16 protein-coding genes, 1 tRNA gene and 1 pseudogene are annotated in these 19,275 nt (G+C 69.7%); 6 read left to right on the forward strand and 12 right to left on the reverse strand.

The genetic code is table 11. From position 1 onward, the window contains the following. Nucleotides 1-56 precede the first annotated feature (56 nt). Entirely contained in the window at nt 57-1,190 is a 1,134-nt protein-coding gene (locus tag ACIQK7_RS03270) for a hemin ABC transporter substrate-binding protein (protein ID WP_403021232.1), read from the forward strand. Here ACIQK7_RS03270 and ACIQK7_RS03275 read toward each other — a convergent pair. Together ACIQK7_RS03275 and ACIQK7_RS03280 are read right to left on the reverse strand one after the other, a co-directional pair. Continuing rightward, nucleotides 1,145-2,128 carry a DUF2332 family protein gene (locus ACIQK7_RS03275; RefSeq protein WP_403021235.1) on the reverse strand — a complete coding sequence of 328 codons (984 nt, stop codon included), beginning with the start codon at nt 2,126-2,128 and terminating at the stop codon, nt 1,145-1,147. The genes ACIQK7_RS03270 and ACIQK7_RS03275 overlap by 46 nt on opposite strands. Further along, the gene (locus tag ACIQK7_RS03280; protein WP_403021237.1) at nt 2,125-2,925 is read right to left on the reverse strand and encodes an HtaA domain-containing protein; all 801 of its coding nucleotides are present in this window, start codon (nt 2,923-2,925) and stop codon (nt 2,125-2,127) included. The genes ACIQK7_RS03275 and ACIQK7_RS03280 overlap by 4 nt, the downstream gene beginning before the upstream one ends. Before the next feature lie 174 nt (nt 2,926-3,099). Between ACIQK7_RS03280 and msrB the strand changes: the two genes are divergently transcribed. From msrB to ACIQK7_RS03295, 3 genes and pseudogenes are all read left to right on the forward strand, one after another. Beyond that, the gene (gene msrB, locus ACIQK7_RS03285) at nt 3,100-3,522 is read left to right on the forward strand and encodes a peptide-methionine (R)-S-oxide reductase MsrB (RefSeq protein WP_403021240.1); all 423 of its coding nucleotides are present in this window, start codon (nt 3,100-3,102) and stop codon (nt 3,520-3,522) included. A 53-nt stretch (nt 3,523-3,575) separates the two neighbouring features. After that, nucleotides 3,576-3,652: transfer RNA gene (locus ACIQK7_RS03290), tRNA-Thr, on the forward strand. A 176-nt stretch (nt 3,653-3,828) separates the two neighbouring features. Beyond that, nucleotides 3,829-4,110 (forward strand): annotated as a pseudogene (locus ACIQK7_RS03295) (ATP-binding cassette domain-containing protein); the annotation flags it as partial. A 129-nt stretch (nt 4,111-4,239) separates the two neighbouring features. Here ACIQK7_RS03295 and ACIQK7_RS03300 read toward each other — a convergent pair. Further along, complete coding sequence (locus ACIQK7_RS03300; protein ID WP_403021242.1) at nt 4,240-5,166, reverse strand: DsbA family protein; 927 nt, start codon at nt 5,164-5,166, stop codon at nt 4,240-4,242. Nucleotides 5,167-5,415: 249 nt separating this feature from the next. Here ACIQK7_RS03300 and ACIQK7_RS03305 point away from each other — a divergent pair, with 249 nt between their 5' ends. Continuing rightward, a complete protein-coding gene (locus ACIQK7_RS03305; protein WP_403021244.1) occupies nt 5,416-6,510 on the forward strand; it encodes an ABC transporter ATP-binding protein in 1,095 nt (364 codons plus the stop codon). 26 nt (nt 6,511-6,536) lie between these two features. Continuing rightward, on the forward strand, nt 6,537-7,841 hold the full coding sequence (locus tag ACIQK7_RS03310) for a DUF4032 domain-containing protein (RefSeq protein WP_403021246.1): 1,305 nt from the start codon (nt 6,537-6,539) through the stop codon (nt 7,839-7,841). A 13-nt stretch (nt 7,842-7,854) separates the two neighbouring features. Here ACIQK7_RS03310 and ACIQK7_RS03315 read toward each other — a convergent pair whose 3' ends face one another. The 9 genes from ACIQK7_RS03315 to ACIQK7_RS03355 all read right to left on the reverse strand — a co-directional run bounded on the left by ACIQK7_RS03315 (nt 7,855) and on the right by ACIQK7_RS03355 (nt 19,241). Beyond that, nucleotides 7,855-9,006: an acyl-CoA dehydrogenase family protein gene (locus ACIQK7_RS03315; protein WP_403023954.1), complete on the reverse strand. Its 1,152-nt coding sequence runs from the start codon at nt 9,004-9,006 to the stop codon at nt 7,855-7,857. Beyond that, nucleotides 9,006-10,931, reverse strand: a complete 1,926-nt coding sequence (locus tag ACIQK7_RS03320) for an acetyl/propionyl/methylcrotonyl-CoA carboxylase subunit alpha (RefSeq protein ID WP_403021248.1) — start codon at nt 10,929-10,931, stop codon at nt 9,006-9,008. Before ACIQK7_RS03320 ends, ACIQK7_RS03315 begins: the two co-directional genes overlap by 1 nt. A 5-nt stretch (nt 10,932-10,936) precedes the next feature. Next, the gene (locus ACIQK7_RS03325; RefSeq protein ID WP_403021251.1) at nt 10,937-12,493 is read right to left on the reverse strand and encodes a carboxyl transferase domain-containing protein; all 1,557 of its coding nucleotides are present in this window, start codon (nt 12,491-12,493) and stop codon (nt 10,937-10,939) included. Nucleotides 12,494-12,602: 109 nt separating this feature from the next. Then, complete coding sequence (gene pxpB, locus ACIQK7_RS03330) at nt 12,603-14,177, reverse strand: 5-oxoprolinase subunit PxpB (RefSeq protein WP_403021254.1); 1,575 nt, start codon at nt 14,175-14,177, stop codon at nt 12,603-12,605. Nucleotides 14,178-14,182: 5 nt separating this feature from the next. Then, nucleotides 14,183-14,947 (reverse strand): LamB/YcsF family protein, encoded by a 765-nt coding sequence (locus ACIQK7_RS03335; RefSeq protein ID WP_403021256.1) that lies wholly within the window; start codon nt 14,945-14,947, stop codon nt 14,183-14,185. A 29-nt stretch (nt 14,948-14,976) separates the two neighbouring features. Beyond that, complete coding sequence (gene rlmB / locus ACIQK7_RS03340; RefSeq protein WP_325209509.1) at nt 14,977-15,996, reverse strand: 23S rRNA (guanosine(2251)-2'-O)-methyltransferase RlmB; 1,020 nt, start codon at nt 15,994-15,996, stop codon at nt 14,977-14,979. A 25-nt stretch (nt 15,997-16,021) separates the two neighbouring features. After that, nucleotides 16,022-17,440, reverse strand: coding sequence for a cysteine--tRNA ligase (cysS, locus tag ACIQK7_RS03345; protein ID WP_403021259.1), 1,419 nt, complete (start codon nt 17,438-17,440; stop codon nt 16,022-16,024). A 59-nt stretch (nt 17,441-17,499) separates the two neighbouring features. After that, complete coding sequence (gene ispD / locus ACIQK7_RS03350; RefSeq protein WP_403021261.1) at nt 17,500-18,675, reverse strand: 2-C-methyl-D-erythritol 4-phosphate cytidylyltransferase; 1,176 nt, start codon at nt 18,673-18,675, stop codon at nt 17,500-17,502. 83 nt (nt 18,676-18,758) lie between these two features. Next, nucleotides 18,759-19,241, reverse strand: coding sequence for a CarD family transcriptional regulator (locus tag ACIQK7_RS03355; RefSeq protein WP_147722716.1), 483 nt, complete (start codon nt 19,239-19,241; stop codon nt 18,759-18,761). Nucleotides 19,242-19,275: the final 34 nt, after the last annotated feature.

A 19,275-nucleotide genomic window follows, 5' to 3' on the forward strand; every position in this document is an offset into this window, starting at 1 on the left:
ATCCGATGCTTAGTTAGGATAGCCTTACCAAAAGCCCGATCATCGCAAGGAGCCCCGTGCCGCGCCGCCGAATCCCTGCCGCCCTCACCGCGGTCGCGGCGGCCCTCGCCCTCCTGACGGGCTGCATGGGTGGCCAGTCGTACTCCTCGAGTGAGGTCACCGATGCGGACGCGCAGCGGGTGCCCCTTGCGCAGCTCGACCTGCTCGACGACCCACGCGACTGGACCGGCGAGTCGACCGCGAAGCTGGCCTCGGCATCCGTCGACGTGCTGATCGAGCGGCCCGAACAGGAGCTTCCCGCGACGGTCACCTCGCACGACCTCACAGGTGACACGGCCGTCACCGTCACCGAGACGACCCGGGTGCTGGGCCTCGACATGTCTGGCTCGATCGCGGCGACCATCGTCGGGCTCGGCTTCGCCGAGACCCTCGTGGGCCGCGACATCTCGTCGACCTTCGAGCAGGTTGTCGACCTTCCCGTGGTGACTTCGAGCGGCCACAGCATCAACTCTGAGTCGATCATCAGCCTTCGCCCGACGCTCGTCGTCACCGACGGCAGCATCGGCCCGATCGACGTCGTGCTGCAACTGCGCGACGCGGGCATCCCCGTCGTCTTCGTCGATGACGTCGCCGGCTTCGAGGGCGTCGGCACGCTCGCCCGCCAGGTGGGCGCGGCATTCGGTGCCGCCGAGGCTGGCGAGGAACTCGCGGGGCTCCTCGAGGCGCAGATCGAGGCCAAGGCCGCCGAGATCGCCGAGATCGCCCCGAACGGCGACGACCGCCTGCGGATGCTCTTCCTCTACCTGCGCGGGGGCTCCGGCATCTACTACCTCTTCGGCAGCGAGTCGGGCGTCGACGACCTCATCACGGGCATCGGCGGCATCGACGTCGCGACCGAGATCGGTTGGACTGGGCTTCAGCCCATGACCGATGAGGCCGTCATCGCCGCGAGGCCCGACCTCATCCTGGTCATGACCTCGGGCCTCGACAGCACCGGCGGCATCGACGGACTCCTCGACGAGAAGCCAGCCCTCGCCCAGACGCCGGCCGGCCAGAACCGCCGCTTCGTCGACATGGCCTCGGGCCAGGTGCTCGGCTTCGGCCCGCGCACGGCCGGCGTGCTCGATGCGCTCGCCCGCGCCGTCTACGCGCCCGCGCCCGGCTCGCAGGCCTCGAGCGTTTCGCCGTAGGGCCCGCTGAAGGCGAGCGGATGCTCGTCGACGGCCAGCACGAAGCGCCCGCGGAGCTCGTCCTCCGCCCAGCCCGCGTCGCGCAGCTGCCTTTCCACGCGGGGCAGCACGCTCGCGCCCTCGAGCGACACCCAGCGGGCACCGCTCGCGCGGATGCGTTCCGCGAGCCGTTCCCGCTGCGGCGCCGGAATGTAGATGAGCACGCCCATCGTGACGATGACGGGCGTCGCGCCCTCAGGCGCGAGCGCGAGGAGCTCGTCGACGGCCGACTCGGCGTCACCCTGCAGCAAATGCGGCGGGTCGTCCCGTGCGATCGCGATCGCACCCCGCACCCTCGACTCGCGGTCGTGCTGGCCCGGCCAGGTGAGGGCGCCCAGCCACGCGGCATCCGCTGGGCTCGTCACGTCGAGCGGGCGGAGGTCGACGCCAGCGCGCATCACGACGGTTGGCAGCCTTCGCGGCGGCTCGATGCCCGCTCCCAACGTGCACGTGAGGGTGACGGCGCTGGGCCCGTCGTCGGGGTGGAGGCGGTGGCCCGAGTAGTCGTAGCTGTAGCGATCGGGGTAGAGGCAGAGGCCGGCGGATGCCCCGAGCTCCAGGAGAGCGACGGGCCCGTCGATCGTGGCGAGCGCTGCCGTGAGTGCCGCGCACCGGCCGGGTTCGTTGGTCTGCATGGGCCGGGCGGCGAGTTCCGCGGCGAGCGCGCTGGCGTTGCCGCGCAGGAAGTCGGTGATGCCGGTGCCGTGGTCTCGCGCGCCGAGCAGGCTCGCGACGGCGAAGACGAGGGGAGGCTGCCGGTGCTGCTCCGGGAGCGTCTCGAGCAGGGCGACCGTGGCGGGGTCATCCGCGACGGCGCCCGCCCACGCTTCGTACATGGGAGAGACGGATGCCACCTGCCGCCCGAAATCGCGGAACCAGGCTGCCGTGTCGCGACTCATGCACCCGGCGCGCGACGACGGAGGAGGGCAAGCGCTCCCGCGACCACAACAAGCACGAGCGCGCCGCCGACCGCCCACGGCAGCCATGATGCGCCGGACGACTCTCTCGACTCTTCCGAGCCGGGCTCGTCCGCGGCGGGAGCCGGCTCACGCTCACAGCCCTGCGCGGGGGTGAGCTCGATCGTGAGCGGGTCGAGCTCAGAGCCTGGTTCGTAGGTGCCGAACGCTGCCGAGCCTTGCTCGGTGAGCGCGGCAGGGGCATCCGCGATCGTCATTCGTCCGCCTGCCGTGTTGAAGGTGGCAGCCGCGAAATCGAGGTCTGCGAAGTGCACCCCGGCCCGGTCGACCGCTTCGCCCGCCTGGGTGTCGCCGCTGACGTCGAGGAAGAGCCGGCCGGTGTCGCCCTCGAGTTCGATGCGCGGGTTGCGGACCGTCGTGTTCAGCACGCCACCGTGGCCCGTGAAGGTGATGGCGCCGGGAAACGACAACTCGCCCTCCCCCGTCGCGCCGTCGTAGGTTCCGGCGCCGGCCGGGAAGCCGAAGAGCGGGGTCTCGTAGGTTGCCCCTTCCGCGACCGTCCACTCGCCCTTCGCGATCGTGCCGCTGATGTAGGAGCGGAACGCCTCCTTGAAGCCCCACCCGATGCTGGCCTCTGTGACGGCACAGGCGTCGCCCCGCGCCTCCGTGGCCACCTCGTCGCCCGGTCGATCAGTCAGAGGGGCGAGCGCCAGGGCGAGCGTGAGTAGCAGCGCGGGCGTCGACGGCCATGCCCGCAGGCGCGCGAGGGCTGTGTTCACGAAGGCTCCTGGAGAACGGGGATGCAACCAGACGACTTAGGTAGACCTAAGTTCATTCGAACCCTAGTAGCTCGCGCGGCGAAGCCAAAGCGCGCAGATGTGATGTGCCGTAACGCGGAACAATCGCAAAGCCCACGCGTTTAGTCTTGTTGAACCCACGTCGGAAGGCACCCCATGAACTACCAGGTCAACAAGAGCGAACAGGAATGGCTCGAGGAGCTCGGCCCCGAACGCTACGCGGTGCTGCGCAAGGCTGGCACGGAGCGCGCATGGTCGGGCGAGCTGCTCGACGAGGAGCGCGCGGGCGTCTACACGTGCGCCGCGTGCAACGCCGAACTCTTCAAGAGCGGCACCAAGTTCGATTCCGGATGCGGCTGGCCCAGCTTCTACGAGTCGGTGCGCCCTGAAGCGGTTGAGCTTCGTGAGGACACGAGTCTCGGCATGGTCCGCACCGAGGTGCTCTGCGCTGCCTGCGGCTCGCACCTCGGCCACGTGTTCCCCGATGGATTCGGCACCCCCACGGGCGACCGCTACTGCATGAACTCCCTCTCCCTCAACTTCGCGGAGAAGGACACTGCGGGGGGCGCAGGAGCGTAATCTTCGCAGCGCCGCGCGCTCGGGCTAGGATGGCTCGGGCGCTCCGCGCATCCGCCTCCTTAGCTCAGTTGGCCAGAGCATCGCTCTTGTAAAGCGAGGGTCGTCGGTTCGAATCCGACAGGGGGCTCCACCAACGGGTATCCGTGCACCCGGAATCACCTCTCGACTGCCCGCGACCGCGGTCCTATACTGACTCGCGGAGTGCCGGGAAGCCTGGTCGGCCCGCGATTGCGCGGAGCGCCCCGACGACCGCCGTGGACGCTGGATGCCACGGAAGGACGAGCGGTGGACGCTGCGACGAACCCGATCATCGAGGTCTCGGGCCTCACGAAGCGATTCGGGCGCACGACAGCACTCGACGGCCTCGAGCTGCGTGTCGGCGAGGGCGAGGTGCACGGCTTCCTGGGGCCGAACGGTGCCGGCAAGTCCACGACCATCCGCATCCTTCTCGGCCTCATGCGCGCTTCAGGCGGGAGCGTCAGGATCCTCGGCCGCGACCCCTGGGCGGAGCCGGTCGCGACGCATCGCGACATCGCCTATGTGCCGGGCGATGTCAGTCTCTGGCCGAGCCTCCCGGGCGGCGAGGCGCCCTCCGCGGTGCCCGTCGAGGACTTCGACGTGGCATCCGCCATCGTGCTCACGGTCATCGCCGTCGGGCTCGCCGCGGCCGCCATGGTGAGCATCGGACGGCGCGACCTCGCGCCTTGATGCCCCGACTCAGCCAGCCGGAGCCGGGCTGGGGCTCGGCGAGGGGCTCGCCTTGAGTTCGTCTGAGAAGGCGTTGCCGCTCGCGGTGCTCACAAAGCGCGCGAAGTCACTGGCGCTCGAGAGGTCCTCGCCGGGGTAGGCGGTGCCATCGACGATCACGGTGGGCGTGCGGGAGATCGCATCAAGGTCGGCGTTGGGCAGCGGCCCCTCGAAGGCGCGCGCGGTTGCCGCGTTGACCCACTTCTTGAACTGCACATCGTTGATGCACTGCTCGACCTTGCCAGGGGACGTCACGCCGGCCTGCTTCGCGAGGTCGACGAGTTCCTCGTTCTTGAGGCCCGTCGTGTTCTCGGCGGGCTGCTCGGCGAAGAGGATGCTGTGGAAGTCGAAGTAGCGGTCGGGCGAATAGTTCGCGACGCAGGCCGCCGCATTCGCCGCGCGGGTCGAGTACTGCGTGCCGAGCGAGAAGCGGTCGAGGAACGCGACCGGGTGCACCTCGAGCGTCGCTGCGCCCGATTCGACCCAGGTCGCGATCTGCTCTTCGTTGGCCTCCTCGAAGACGCGGCAGGCCGGGCAGAAGTAGTCGACGTACATGACGATGTCGACGACATCCGGGTCTTCGGAGGGCTGGAGGGCGACGGGCTCCGCACCCGGCCTGAGCCCGGGCGTCGTCTCCGCCACGAAGTCGGCGCCGATGCGGATGCCGTCGCTCAGCATGTTGCGCGGGCCGGAGCTCGTCTTGGGGATGGCAGCCATGATGCCGAAGACCGTGGCGCCGGCGACAGCGAGGATTCCGACGACGATGCCCACCTGCAGGAGGAGGCGGTTGCGGCGCTCCTTCTTCTTCTGCTCCAGGCGCGCCTGCTGTGCCTTTTCGCGGGCGGCGAGGCGCTTCTCATTCTTCGTCGGCTTGGATCCCGGCGTGCCGTTCGTCATGAAACCTCACTCAGTTCTCTCGAGAGCTCGCCCCGTGGCGGCCGCTCTCGCCCCCTGGCCCGACCGGGCAACTTCCGCTTCTGCGGCACGCCTCGATGCTAAACATCGTGTCTGGGAGTTGGCCAGACGGTTGCTCAGGGGGGCTCCGGTGACATAATGACACGATCGGGCCGCTCGCGGTCCGATGCACAACATCCATTCACTACGGATCGTCCGGCACGTACCTGCCGGTGAAGGAGAAATACTGTCATGGCATCTGTCACCTTTGACAAGGCAACCAGGCTCTACCCGGGTTCGACCCGGCCCGCAGTCGACAAGATCGACCTCGAGGTCGCCGATGGCGAGTTCCTCGTACTCGTCGGCCCCTCCGGTTGCGGCAAGTCCACCACGCTCCGGATGCTCGCCGGCCTCGAAGAGGTCAACGACGGGCGCATCCTCATTGGTGACAGGGACGTCACCGACGTGCCGCCGAAGGACCGTGACATCGCCATGGTCTTCCAGAACTACGCCCTGTACCCGCACATGACGGTCGCCGAGAACATGGGCTTCGCGCTCAAGATCGCGGGCGTGCCCAAGGAGGAGCGCGCCAACCGCGTGCTCGAGGCTGCCAAGCTGCTCGACCTCGAGCCCTACCTCGGCCGCAAGCCCAAGGCCCTCTCGGGTGGCCAGCGGCAGCGTGTCGCGATGGGCCGCGCGATCGTGCGGAGCCCCCAGGTGTTCCTCATGGACGAGCCCCTCTCGAACCTCGATGCGAAGCTGCGCGTGCAGACCCGCACGCAGATCGCATCCCTCACCCGCCGCCTCGGCGTCACGACCGTCTACGTGACCCACGACCAGACCGAGGCACTCACGATGGGTGACCGCATCGCGGTGCTGAAGGATGGCGTGCTGCAGCAGGTCGGCACCCCGCGCGAGCTGTACGCGGAGCCGAACAACGTCTTCGTTGCAGGCTTCATCGGCTCCCCCGCCATGAACCTTTTCTCGGCCGATGTCGTCGAAGGCGGCGTGAAGTTCGGTACGGCCACCACGCCGGTGGCCCGCGACACCCTGAGCGCCACATCGGCGCCAAAGGTCACGATCGGCGTGCGCCCCGAAGACGTCAAGGTCTCCACGACCGGCGAGGGCCTGCCCGTCGAGGTCGACCTCGTCGAGGAACTCGGCGCCGACGGCTACCTCTACGGCCACACCGAGGTCGACGGCAACCGCGTCGACCTCGTGGCCCGTGTCGACGGCCGCTCGCACCCCAACGCCGGTGACCGCGTGTACGTGCTTCCGACGGAGGAGCACCTGCACATCTTCGACACCGACTCGGGCCAGCGCATCAGCAAGCCCATCACGGACTGAGACTGACTCCGAAGGAGCACCGGCCCGTGTCAGGCTCCCTCCGCATCACCTCGTCGATCGCCGACTCGGCGCTGCTCGATCTCCCGTGGTCCATACCGCTGGAGGAGTGGCCCGAGTCGGTGATCGCCGCGCTCCCCAAGGGCATCTCACGCCACCTGGTGCGCTTCGTGCACCTCAGTGGCGCGGTGATCGCCATCAAGGAGACATCCGCCGAACTGGCGCGTCGCGAATACGACCTGCTGCGCGCCCTGCAGCGTCTCGACATCCCGTGTGTCGAACCGCTCGCCGTCATCACCGACCGCAGCGATGACGACGGCAACCCGCTGCAGGCCGTGCTCGTCACGCGCCACCTCAAGTTCTCGCTGCCCTACCGGGCGCTCTACTCCCAGACGCTGCGCCCCGACACGGCGACACGGCTCGTCGACGCGCTCGCGGTGTTGCTCGCCCGCCTGCACATTGTCGGGTTCTTCTGGGGTGACGTGTCGCTGTCGAACACGCTGTTCCGTCGTGACGCCGGCGCCTTCGCCGCCTACCTCGTTGACGCCGAGACAGGCGGCCTCTACAACGGGATCTCGGATGGGCAACGAGAGAACGACCTGGAGATCGCCCGCATTAACATCGCGGGTGAGCTGCTTGACCTCGCGGCGGGCAACCGCCTCGACGAGAACCTCGACCCCGTCGAGGTGAGCAACCGCATCGTCGCCTCCTACCGCAGCCTGTGGGAGGAGTTGACGGGCGCGGAGTCGTTCACGGCATCCGAACGCTGGCGCATCGTCGAGCGGGTCGAGCGCCTCAACGAGTTGGGCTTCGACATCGAGGAACTCGCGATCCGCACCGACGAGTCGGGGGCCGAGGTGCGCATCCAGCCCAAGGTCGTCGACGCCGGTCACCACCAGCGGCGCCTCCTGCGCCTCACCGGCCTCGACGCGCAGGAGAACCAGGCGCGCCGCCTGCTCAACGACCTCGACTCCTATGCGGCGAGCTTCACCGCCAAGGATGCGGATGAGGAGATGGTTGCCCACCAGTGGCTCACTTCGGTGTTCGAGCCCGTCGTGCGGGCCATCCCGCGCGACCTCAAGGGCAAGCTCGAGCCTGCTGAGGTGTTCCACCAGTTGTTGGACCACAGGTGGTACCTGTCGCAGAACGCTGGCCGCGACATCCCGCTCGCCGAAGCCGTGTCGTCGTACATCGACAACGTGCTTCGTCACCGCCGCGATGAGGCGACTGTGATCGATCCGCTCACGGGCACGTTCACGCTGCCCATTCAGACCGTCGGCAACGGCAAGGTGCCCGGCCCCGATGACGAGGTCGACTGGCGCACGCTCGTCTGAGGCACCGCCTGGATCAGGCGATCCCGAGTGAGCGAGCGATCACCAGCAGCTGTACCTCACTCGTGCCCTCGCCGATCTCGAGGATCTTGGAGTCGCGGTAGTGGCGAGCGACCGGGTACTCGTTCATGAAGCCGTTGCCGCCGAAGATCTGCGTCGCATCCCGTGCGTTGTCCATCGCCGCATCGCTCGAGGTGAGCTTCGCGATCGCCGCCTCCTGCTTGAAGGGCAGTCCGGCGTCGCGCAGGCGTGCCGCGTGGTGCCAGGCGAGCCGGGCGCCGTGCACCCGCTGCTGCATGCGGGCGATCGTGAACTGGATGCCCTGGCGAGACGCCAGCGTCTCCCCGAACACGACGCGACTGCGCGAGTAGTCCACAGCCGCCTCGAGGCAGCCTTCCGCCGCCCCCGTCGCGAGCGCCGCGATCGCGATGCGGCCCTCGTCGAGGATGTGGAGGAAGTTTGCAAAGCCGCGTCCGCGTTCGCCGAGGAGGTTGGCCTCCGGCACACGCGCGTCGCTGAAGGTGAGCGGATGCGTGTCTGACGCGTGCCATCCGACCTTGTCGTAGGCGGGCTCCACCGTGAAGCCCGGCGTGCCGCTCGGCACGATGATGGTCGAGATCTCACGGCGCCCCTCGCTCCCGCCGGTGACCGCCGTGACCGTGACGAAGCGCGTGATATCGGTGCCCGAGTTGGTGATGAACTGCTTGGTGCCGTTGATGACCCACTCGCCGCCGTCGAGCCGCGCGGTCGTGCGGGTGGCACCGGCATCCGATCCAGCCTCCGGCTCGGTCAAGCCGAAGGCGGCGAGGGCGCGCCCCGCGAGCAGGTCTGGCAGCAGCTGCGCCTTCTGTTCCTCCGTGCCGAAACGGTGGACCGGCATCGCGCCGAGGCTCACGCCCGCTTCGAGCGTGATCGCGATGGACTGGTCGACACGGGCCAGCCCCTCGATCGCGAGGCAGAGCGCGAAGTAGTCGCCGCCCTGGCCCCCGTGGTCCTCGGGGAAGGGCAGGCCGAAGAGCCCGAGCTCGCCCATCTGCGCGACGACGTCGAGCGGGAGCGTCTTGCTGCGATCGGCCTCGTAGGCGCGCGGCGCGACGACCTCCTCCGCGAACTCGCGGACCATGCGCGCGAGATCCCGCTCGTCCTCATTCAGGTTGTGATGGTCCATCATTCCTCCACTACGAACAGTCGGTCACCCTGTTTGACCTGCTGGCCCTTGCTCGCGCCGACCTCGGTCACGACACCGCTGATGGGCGCCGTGAGCGAGAGCTCCATCTTCATCGCCTCGATGATGCCGAGCGCTGCGCCCGCTTCGACGGTGTCGCCGACGGTGACGTTGGCGCTGAGCACGACCCCGGGCATGGGTGAGAGCACAACGCCGTCGCTCGCCTGGGCATCCGCCACGACGCCGCGCCGGCGCACGAGAGGCAGTCGATGACTCTGCCCCAGGTATGCGACGTCCGCCCCATCGGCCGAGACGATGACGGTCGCGGCATGCACGACCCCGTCGACCTCCAGGCGCAGCCGTTCGGGGGTCTCGTCAACGAGCGACACCGAATGCTGCGACTCCCCCACGGCCATGCGGCCGTCAGCGCGGTCGAGCGAGACACGGGTGGCGACGGCGTCCACCGCGATGCTCGTGCTCCACGATGCTGCGGGCTGCCCCATGCGCCACCCGTCTGCGACGCCGAACGGATGCCCCGTGCTCGGCGTCGCCCCGGCGAGCGCCCACGTCGCGAAGATGGCGGGGATCGTGGCATCCGGAGCCTCGATCGCCGCGGGATTCGCATCGAGGAACGAGGTCGTGATGCTCGCGTCACGGAAGTCGGCGGAGTCCGCGAGCGCCCGCAGGAATCCGAGATTCGTCGTGACCCCGACGATGGCGGATGCGCCGAGCGCCTCCACGAGGGCCTGTCGCGCGAGTTCGCGGCTCCGCCCGTGCACGATGACCTTCGCGAGCATGGGGTCGTAGGCGGTGCCGACCTGCTGGCCCTCCTCGAGGGCGGTGTCGATGCGGGCATCCGCCGGCCAGACGAGGCGGCTGACGGTGCCGGTCTGCGGCAGGTAGCTGTTGAAGGGGTCCTCCGCGTAGACGCGCGCCTCGATCGCGTGGCCGCGCATGCGCACGTCCTGCTGCGTGAACGGGAGCGGCTCGCCCGCGGCCACCGCGAGCTGCAACTGCACGAGGTCGAGGCCCGTGATGAGTTCGGTCACGGGATGTTCGACCTGGATGCGGGTGTTCATCTCGAGGAAGAAGCACTCCTCCCCCGACACGAGGAACTCCACCGTGCCCGCATTCGTGTAGCCGACCGCCTTCGCGAGTGCGACGGATGCGCTCGTGAGCTGCTCGCGCACCGCCTCGGAGATCGTCGGCGCGGGAGCCTCCTCAAGCACCTTCTGGTGGCGCCGCTGCGTCGAGCAGTCGCGCTCGAAGAGGTGCACGACGTTGCCGTGCGCATCCGCGAGCACCTGCACCTCGACGTGCCGCCCGTCCGGCAGGTACCGCTCGACGAGGAGGGTCGCGTCGCCGAAAGACTTCTGCGCCTCACGCTCGGCGGCGTCGAAGGAGGCATCGAACTCGGCCGGGGTGCGGACGATGCGCATCCCCTTGCCGCCGCCGCCCGCGGCCGCCTTGATGAGCACGGGAAACTCGAGGCCCTCGGCCTGGGCGCCGCCGCGCGTCACGGCAACGGACGGCACGACCGGCACGCCGGCCTGGATCGCGAGCTCGCGAGCGGCATCCTTGCGCCCCATCGCCTCGATCACGTCGGCGCTGGGGCCCACGAAGATGAGTCCCGCCTCGGTGACGGCGCGGGCGAAGGGCGCGTGTTCCGAGAGGAATCCGTAACCGGGGTGGATCGCCTCGGCGCCCGTGGCCCTCGCCGCCGCGAGGATCGCCGGGATGTTCATGTAGGACTCGGATGCCGGCGTGGGGCCGAGCCGCACCGCGACATCCGCCGCCCGGGTGTGGGGTGCGCCGCGGTCGGCATCCGAATACACGGCAACCGTGCGCAGCCCCCTGGCCCGGGCTGCACGGATCACCCGCAGGGCGATCTCGCCGCGATTGGCCACCAGGAGCGTGCTGAATGACATGCGCGTCACATCCTGAAGACGCCGTAGGACGGCGCCGGGATCGGGGAGTTGGCGGCGACCGACAGGCCCATGCCGAGCACGCGGCGCGTGTCGGCGGGGTCGATGACGCCGTCATCCCAGAGGCGGGCGGTCGAGTAGTAGGGCGAACCCTGTTCCTCATACTGCGTGAGGATCGGGTCGCGGAAGGCGGCCTCCTCCTCGGGCGACCATTCGCCACCCTTCGCCTCGATCGCGTCGCGGCGCACGGTCGCGAGCACGGATGCCGCCTGCTCGCCGCCCATGATCGAGATGCGGGCGTTGGGCCACATCCAGAGGAAGCGCGGGTCATAGGCGCGGCCGCACATGCCGTAGTTGCCGGCACCGTAGGAGCCGCCGATCACGACCGTGAACTTGGGGACGACGGACCCCGCCACGGCCGTCACGAGTTTTGCCCCGTCCTTCGCGATGCCGCCGTTCTCGTACTCGCGGCCCACCATGAATCCCGTGATGTTCTGCAGGAACACGAGCGGGATGCCGCGCTGGTTGCACAGCTCGACGAAGTGGGCACCCTTGAGCGCGGACTCCGAGAAGAGGATCCCGTTGTTGGCGACGATCCCGACCGGGTACCCCCAGATGCGGGCGAAGCCCGTGACGAGCGTCGTGCCATAGAGCTCCTTGAACTCCTGCAGCTCGGAGCCGTCGACGATGTGCCGGATGACCTCACGCACGTCATAGGGCGTGCGAGAGGAGACGGGCACGACGTCATACAGCCCCTCCTGCTCGTGCAGCGGCTCGACGATCTCGCGCTGCTGCAGGCTCGGCGCCTCGTGCCGTTCGAAGGTCGCGACGATGTTGCGCACGATCTGGAGCGCGTGGTCGTCGTCCTCCGCGAGGTGGTCGGCGACGCCGGAGGTGCGCGCGTGCACGTCGCCGCCGCCGAGCTCCTCCGCGCTGACGACCTCCCCCGTCGCCGCCTTCACGAGGGGTGGCCCGCCGAGGAAGATCGTGCCCTGCTTGCGCACGATGACCGTCTCATCCGACATCGCCGGAATGTAGGCGCCGCCCGCCGTGCAGGAACCCATGACGGCCGACACCTGCGGGATGCCGCGAGCGCTCATCTGCGCCTGGTTGTAGAAGATGCGCCCGAAGTGTTCCTTGTCGGGGAACACCTCGTCCTGCATCGGCAGGAAGCCCCCGCCCGAGTCGACCAGGTAGATCGCGGGAAGCCTGTTCTGCAGCGCGATCTCCTGCGCGCGCAGGTGCTTCTTCACCGTGAGCGGGTAGTACGTGCCCGCCTTCACGGTCGCGTCGTTGGCAACGATGACGCATTGGCGGCCGCTCACCATGCCGATGCCCGCGATGACGCCCGCGCTCGGCACCTCTCCCCCGTACATGCCCTCGGCCGCGAGGGGAGCGATCTCGAGGAACGGGCTGCCCGGGTCGAGCAGGCGGTCCACCCGTTCGCGCGGCAACAGCTTGCCCCGCGCCGTGTGCTTCTCACGGGCGCTGGCCGAGCCGCCCTGCCGCGCCGCGTGCATCCGCTCCCTGAGCTCTTCGACCAGTGTGCGCAGTGATTCCGTCATGCGGCCGGGCCCTGTGGCCTGCCATAGGTCGCGGCGGCACCCAGACCGGTGCCAGCGACACCCCATCGTGTCTCCATACCGCGATCCTAATCACGCGATCTGGGCAGCGTCAGTCAGCGAAGGCGTGAAACGGCCCGAGCGCTCGGAAGCGCACACGACAGCCCGCCGGCAGCTGGCCCGCAAGGTCGAGGTGGTGGGATGCGACGGCGCCGATGACGGGATACCCGCCCGTCAGCGGGTGGTCGGCAAGGAACAGCACGGGCTGCCCATCGGCCGGCACCTGGATCGCACCCGTGACCGTGCCCTCGCTCGGGAGTTCGCCGTGGACCGTCCGCTCGAGCGGTTGTGCGCCGTCGAGCCGCAGCCCGACGCGGTTCGAGCGCGGCGTCACGTGCCATTCCTGTCGCTGCAGGAGCTCGAGTGCATCGTGCGTGAACCAATCGCTGCGCGGCCCCAGCACGACGTCGAGCACGACCAGTTCGCTTGGCGCGGGGAACGAGCGTTCGGGCGACTGCGCCGTATCGACCACCCGGATGCCGCGAGCGGCCCTGCGCACCGAGAGTCGCGTGCCCGGGGCGAGTGCGGGAGGGCCGAGGCCCGAGAGCGTGTCGGTCGAGCGGCTGCCGAGCACGACTTCAGCCTCGAGTCCGTGCCGCACGGCGAGGTAGGCGCGCACGCCGCGCGCTGGGGCGCCGATGTGAAGCTCCTCCCCGTCCTCGAGCGCGATGGCGCGCCTCGGCAGCACGGCGCTCTCCCCCGCCGCCGACACGAGCCGCAGCTCGCCGACCGCGCCCGTGACCGCCACCTCCGTCACCCCGCGACTCACGACGACGAGTCCACCGTGCGCGACCTCGATGCCAGCAGCGCCCGCCTCATTGCCGACGAGCCGGTTGGCCTCGCGCAGCGAGCGACGATCGAGGGCCCCCGACGGGGAGACGCCGAGGCTCGCGTGCCCGGCTCGCCCCAGGTCCTGCACGAGCGACTGGATGCCCGCCTGCCGCACCTCGAGGGTGGGCCCTTCTGCTGCCGCTGGGCTCGTGGCATCCGCGGTGCGCACCGGGCCACGCCGCGCGCCCCGAGCTTCGACGAAGCGCACGCGGTCGCCGGGCTGCAGCAGGGCGGGCGTCTCGCGCGAGAGGTCCCACATGGGCACGTCGGTCACGCCGATGAGCTGCCAGCCGCCGGGACTCTCGCGCGGGTAGACGCCGCTGAAGGTGCCCGCGAGGCCGACGGAGCCGGCCGGGATGCGCGTGCGCGGCGTCGCCCTGCGCGGCACGTCGAGCGCGGGGTCACCACCGCTGAGGTAGGCGAAGCCCGGCGCGAACCCGGTGAAGGCCACGCGATACTCGGTGCCCGTGTGCCGCTCGACGACCTCGCGCTCGCTCAGGCCGAGGATCGCGGCAACCTCAGCGAGGTCGTCGCCGTCGTAGTGCACGGGGATCTCCACGAGCGTTCCCGAGCTCGCCTCGGCGGTGCCCAATGTGCGGGCTCGCAGGAACTCGACGAGCCGCTCCGCCGTCACGGCGGCCGGCTCGTACCTCAGCAGCACGGTGCGGGCGCCCGGCACCAGCTCGACGACGCCGCGGAGTGGCTCCGCGACGAGCGAGGCGTGCAGCGCCATCGCCTGGCCCAGGTCATCGACCTCGACGAGCACCGCGTCATCGGCGGCGGGAAGCACTCGCATGGGGCTCAGGCGGCGACCACGGGGGCGATCTGCACGCCGGCCGCCTCGAGCCGCTGCCGCACGCGCCGGGCCATCTCGAGCGCGCCAGGGCTGTCGCCGTGCACGCAGATGGAGTCGGCGCGCACCCGCGCCACCGAACCGTCGATCGCCGTCACGGTTCCCTCGGTCACGAGCCGCAGCATCCGCTCGGCCACCTCGTCGGGGTCGTGCAGCACGGCTCCCGGTTCCCGGCGAGACACGAGGGTGCCCTCTGGCGTGTAGGCGCGATCGGCGAAGGCCTCAGCGACCGTGCGGAGGCCCGCCTCCTCGGCCAGCCGAAGCAGGGCCGAGCCGGGGAGGCCCATGACGGCCAGGCGCGGGTCGATCGCGACGATCGCCTCGACCACGTCCCGCGCCTGCCGCTCGTCGTGCACAGCCGTGTTGTAGAGCGCGCCGTGCGGCTTCACATAGCTGAGCTGTGCACCGACGGATGCCGCAATCCCCTGCAGGGCCCCGATCTGGTAGATCACGTCCGCGACGAGGTCTGCGCTCTCGACGTCGATGTTGCGCCTGCCGAAGCCGGCGAGGTCGCGGTAGCCGGGATGCGCGCCGATCGCGACACCGGCAGCCCGCGCGCCCCTGACCGTGCGCAGGATCGAGCGGGGGTCTCCGGCGTGGAAACCACACGCGACGTTGGCGCTCGACACGAGCTGGAGCATGGCGAGGTCGTCGCCCAACTCCCAGCGACCGAAGCCCTCGCCAAGGTCACTGTTGATGTCGATTGTTGCCACTGCCGCTCCCGTCGCCGACGGCATCGACCCTAGCGGGCGGCGCGCTGCCTCGACACCTCGTAGAGGGTCACACTCGCGGCGATGCCCGCGTTGAGCGACTCCGTCGCGGCGCTGATCGGGATTGACACGATTGCGTCGCACGTCTCGGTCACGAGGCGAGAGAGCCCCTTGCCCTCGCTGCCGACGACGATCACGAGCGGCTCCTTCGCGAGCTGCAGCGACGGCAGGTCGATGTCGCCGTCACCGTCGAGGCCGAGCACGAAGGCGCCGCGGTCCTTGAGCGCCTTGAGTGTCTGCGTGAGGTTCGCCGCCATCGCGACGGGCGTGCGGGCGGCGGCGCCGGCCGAGGTCTTCCACGCCGAGGCGGTCATGCCGACCGAGCGACGTTGCGGCACGATGACGCCCTGGCCACCAAAGGCAGCGGTCGAGCGGATGATCGCCCCCAGGTTGCGCGGGTCGGTGATGCCATCGAGTGCCACAAACAGGGGCACCTGGCCGCGGTCGACCGTGAGGTCGAAGAGGTCGATGGGGTGCGCGTACTCATAGGGCGGCACCTTGAGGGCGACGCCCTGGTGCACGGAGTCGAAGCCGCCCATGCGGTCGAGCTCCGGACGCATGACCTCGAGCACGGGGAGGCCGCGCTTCGTGGCGATCGACATGATCTCCTTGACGCGGTCGTCGTACTCGATGCGGGTCGCGATGTAGAGCGCCGTTGCCGGGATCTTGGCGCGCAGCGCCTCGACGACCGAGTTGCGGCCCGTCACGACCTCGGCCTGGTTGGCGCCCTGCTCCGACTTGCGCTGGCGCGACTGCGGCGGGCGGCCGCCATCGGCCTGCTGGGGCTTGCCGCCCCGGCCACCGCGCTTCTCGGCGAGACGCTCCTGCGCCGCCTTGCGCTTGCCCGCGGGGTGGTACGGGCGGTCCTCCGCCTTGGGGGTCGGCTTGCGACCCTCGAGGGCCTGGCGACCCTGGCCGCCAGAGCCGACCTGGGGCCCCTTGCGGCTCTTGCGCACGGCTCCGGCCCTGGGCTTGTTTCCGCTGTTCTTCATGGGGTGTCCCTACTGCTCGGCACTGCTATCTGTCTGTGAGGCTCCAATGTGGGCCTTCCGGGGTGTCCTCGATCTGGATGCCCGCGGCGGCAAGCTCGTCACGGATGCGGTCGGCCTCGGCGAAGTCCCGCGCCTCGCGCGCAACCCGCCGACTGTCGAGCAGTCGCGTCACGAGGGAGGAGAGGGCCGTGACGGCCGGCTCATCCGCTGCAGTCTGCCACTCTACGCTGAGCGGATTGATGCCCAGGATGTCGGTCATCGCAAGCACGGCACCCTGAGCGCGCGCGGCCGTCGCGAGATCCTCGTTGTCGAGCGCCGCATTGCCGGCCCGCACGGTGTCGTGGATGACGGCGATCGCCTGGGGCACCGAGAGGTCGTCGTCCATCGCCGCGGCGAACTCCTCGGGCACATCCCGCACCACCTCGGCTGCGAACCGCGTGGACGAGATGCGTCGGTCGGCTCTCCGCAGGAAGCCCTCGATCCGCTCGATCGCCGAGTCGGCCTCCTCCAGCACCCCGTCGTGGTAGTCGATCGTGGAGCGGTAGTGCGCCGAGCCGAGGTAGTAGCGCACGGCGAGAGGGCGTGCAGCCGAGAGCAGGTCACTCGCGAAGACGGAGTTGCCGAGCGACTTCGACATCTTCTGCCCGTTGACGTTCACGAGGCCGTTGTGCACCCAGTAGCTGGCGAAGGCATCCCCCGCGGCGGCCGACTGGGCGAGCTCGTTCTCGTGATGCGGGAAGCGCAGGTCGAGCCCACCGCCGTGGATGTCGAACGCCGGGCCGAGATAGCGCGACGACATGGCCGAGCACTCGATGTGCCAGCCGGGCCGTCCCGCGCCCCAGGGCGACGGCCAACTCGCCGAGGCTGGCTCCTCCGGCTTGTGCCCCTTCCAGAGCGCGAAGTCGCGGGGGTCGCGCTTGCCACGCGGGTCGGCATCCGTCGCGGGCGCCATGTCATCGAGCCCCTGACGCGTCAGCTCCCCGTAGGTCGGCCACGACGCCGTGTCGAAGTAGACGTCGCCCGAGCCGTCCTCCGCCGCGTAGGCGTGGCCACGGTCGATGAGTCGCTGGATGATCTCCTGCATCTGCCCGATGCTCGCGGTCGCGCGCGGCTCATAGGTCGGGGCGAGGATGCCGAGGGCACGGTACCCGGCGGTGAACTCGAGCTCCACGCGGTAGGCGAGCGCCCACCACTCCTCCGACTCGGAGGCGTTCGCGAGGATCTTGTCGTCGATGTCGGTGACGTTGCGCACGAAGGTGACGTCGTAGCCGCGCCAGGTGAACCAGCGGCGCCACAGGTCGTAGACGAGGGCCGAGCGCAGGTGCCCGATGTGCGGCGACGATTGCACGGTGGGTCCGCAGACGTAGATGCCCACGCGACCTGGCTCGAGCGGTTCGAAGTCGAGCAACTCCTGGGCACGGGAGTCGTAGAGGCGCACGGTCATGCGCCCAAGCTTATTCGAGCGAAGCGCGGCACGACTCGGCCGACGGATGCCTCGGCCCGCTAGTTCACCGAGCGGATGAGCGCGGTCGCGAGCGCCGTCAGCCCCTCGCCGCGCCCCGGGAACCCGAGACCGTCCGAGGTCGTCGCGGAGACACTTACCGGCGCGCCGACGAGACCGCTGAGGTTCTGCTCGAGTTCGACGCGGCGCCCCGCGAGCTTGGGCTGGTTCGCGATCACCTGCACGGCGACGTTGACGACCTCATAGCCGGCCCCCGCGACCAGTCGCACGGTCTCCCGAATGAAGACGTCGCCGTGGGCACCAGCGAAGCGGTCGTCGGCGGTGCCAAAGCGGCCGCCGATGTCGCCGAGCCCCGCGGCCGAGAGCAGCGCGTCGCAGATGGCGTGGCAGACGGCATCCCCGTCGCTGTGGCCCTTGAGCCCCGGTTCGTCCGGCCAGTAGACGCCGCCGAGCCACAGCGGGCTCTCGGGATCGAAGGCATGAACGTCGAGGCCGATACCGCTGCGGAAGACCGGCACGTCACTCGAACGCCCGGCCGCAAGCGTCTCGGCGCGGGAGAGGTCCCACGGCGTCGTGACCTTGAACGCCAGCGGATCGCCCGAGACCGTCGTGACGGCGTGGCCGGCCGCGGCGAAGAGGGCTGCGTCGTCCGTGTGCTCAACGGTTGCCCCGGCGTATGCAGCGACGAGCTGTGCTCGCGGGAATCCCTGCGGGGTCTGCGCTGCCGCCAGCTCTGAGCGATCCGGGGTACCCACGACCGAACCATCGCGCTTGAGTTGCTTGATCGTGTCGGCGACCGGCAGCACGGGCAGCACGCCCGCGCGAGTCGCGCGTGCGGCATCCGCCACCGTGTCGAAGAGCGACGAGGGCGTGAACGCCCGCGCAGCATCGTGCACGAGCACGACGTCGACCGAGCCGCGCACCGCGGCAAGCCCCGCCGCGACCGACTCCTGACGGGTGGAACCACCCGCGACGGCCGTCACGAGGTCGGCGACCGGCCCCGCGAGCTCTCGCGCGATCGACTCCGCCGCCTCGACGCGGTCCGTCGGCGCGACGACGACGACCTGGGCCGGTGCGGTCATGCCCAGCACGGATGCGACGGCATGGCCCAGCAGGGTGCGCCCGGCAACCCTGACGAAGGCCTTGGGCTCGCCGAGTCCCAGGCGGGCGCCGCTGCCTGCGGCGACGATTACGACAGCGGTGCGAGGCTCATGCATGCTTACGAGGGTAGCGCCGGCCGACAACGCAGAAGCCCCGCCGTCGCTGTCGCGAAGGCGGGGCCGTGAAGCGTTGGTGCCGACTAGGAGGCGAGCACATCGTCGAGCATGCCCGACGCCTTCTCCTCGTCAGTCTTCTCTGCGAGCGCGAGCTCCGAGACGAGGATCTGGCGCGCCTTGGCAAGCATGCGCTTCTCGCCGGCGGAGAGGCCGCGGTCCTGGTCGCGGCGCCAGAGGTCGCGCACGACCTCGGAGACCTTGATGACGTCGCCGGAGGCGAGCTTCTCAAGGTTGGCCTTGTAGCGGCGTGACCAGTTGGTGGGCTCCTCGGTGAAGGGAGCGCGCAGCACCTCGAACACCTTGTCGAGGCCCTCCTGGCCGATGACATCACGCACACCGACGAGGTCGACGTTGTCAGCCGGGACCTCGATCGTCAGGTCGCCCTGAGTGACATTGAGCTTGAGGTAGAGCTTCTCTTCGCCCTTGATGACGCGCTTCTTGACCTCAATGATGGTTGCAGCACCGTGGTGCGGGTATACGACGGTTTCGCCGACCTCGAAAAGCATGGGTTAAGCTCCATTCCGTGGCCCCCAGTTTACC

The sequence above is a fragment of the Salinibacterium sp. GXW1014 genome (assembly GCF_044769865.1).
In the GTDB taxonomy this organism is placed as follows: Bacteria; Actinomycetota; Actinomycetes; order Actinomycetales; family Microbacteriaceae; genus Homoserinimonas.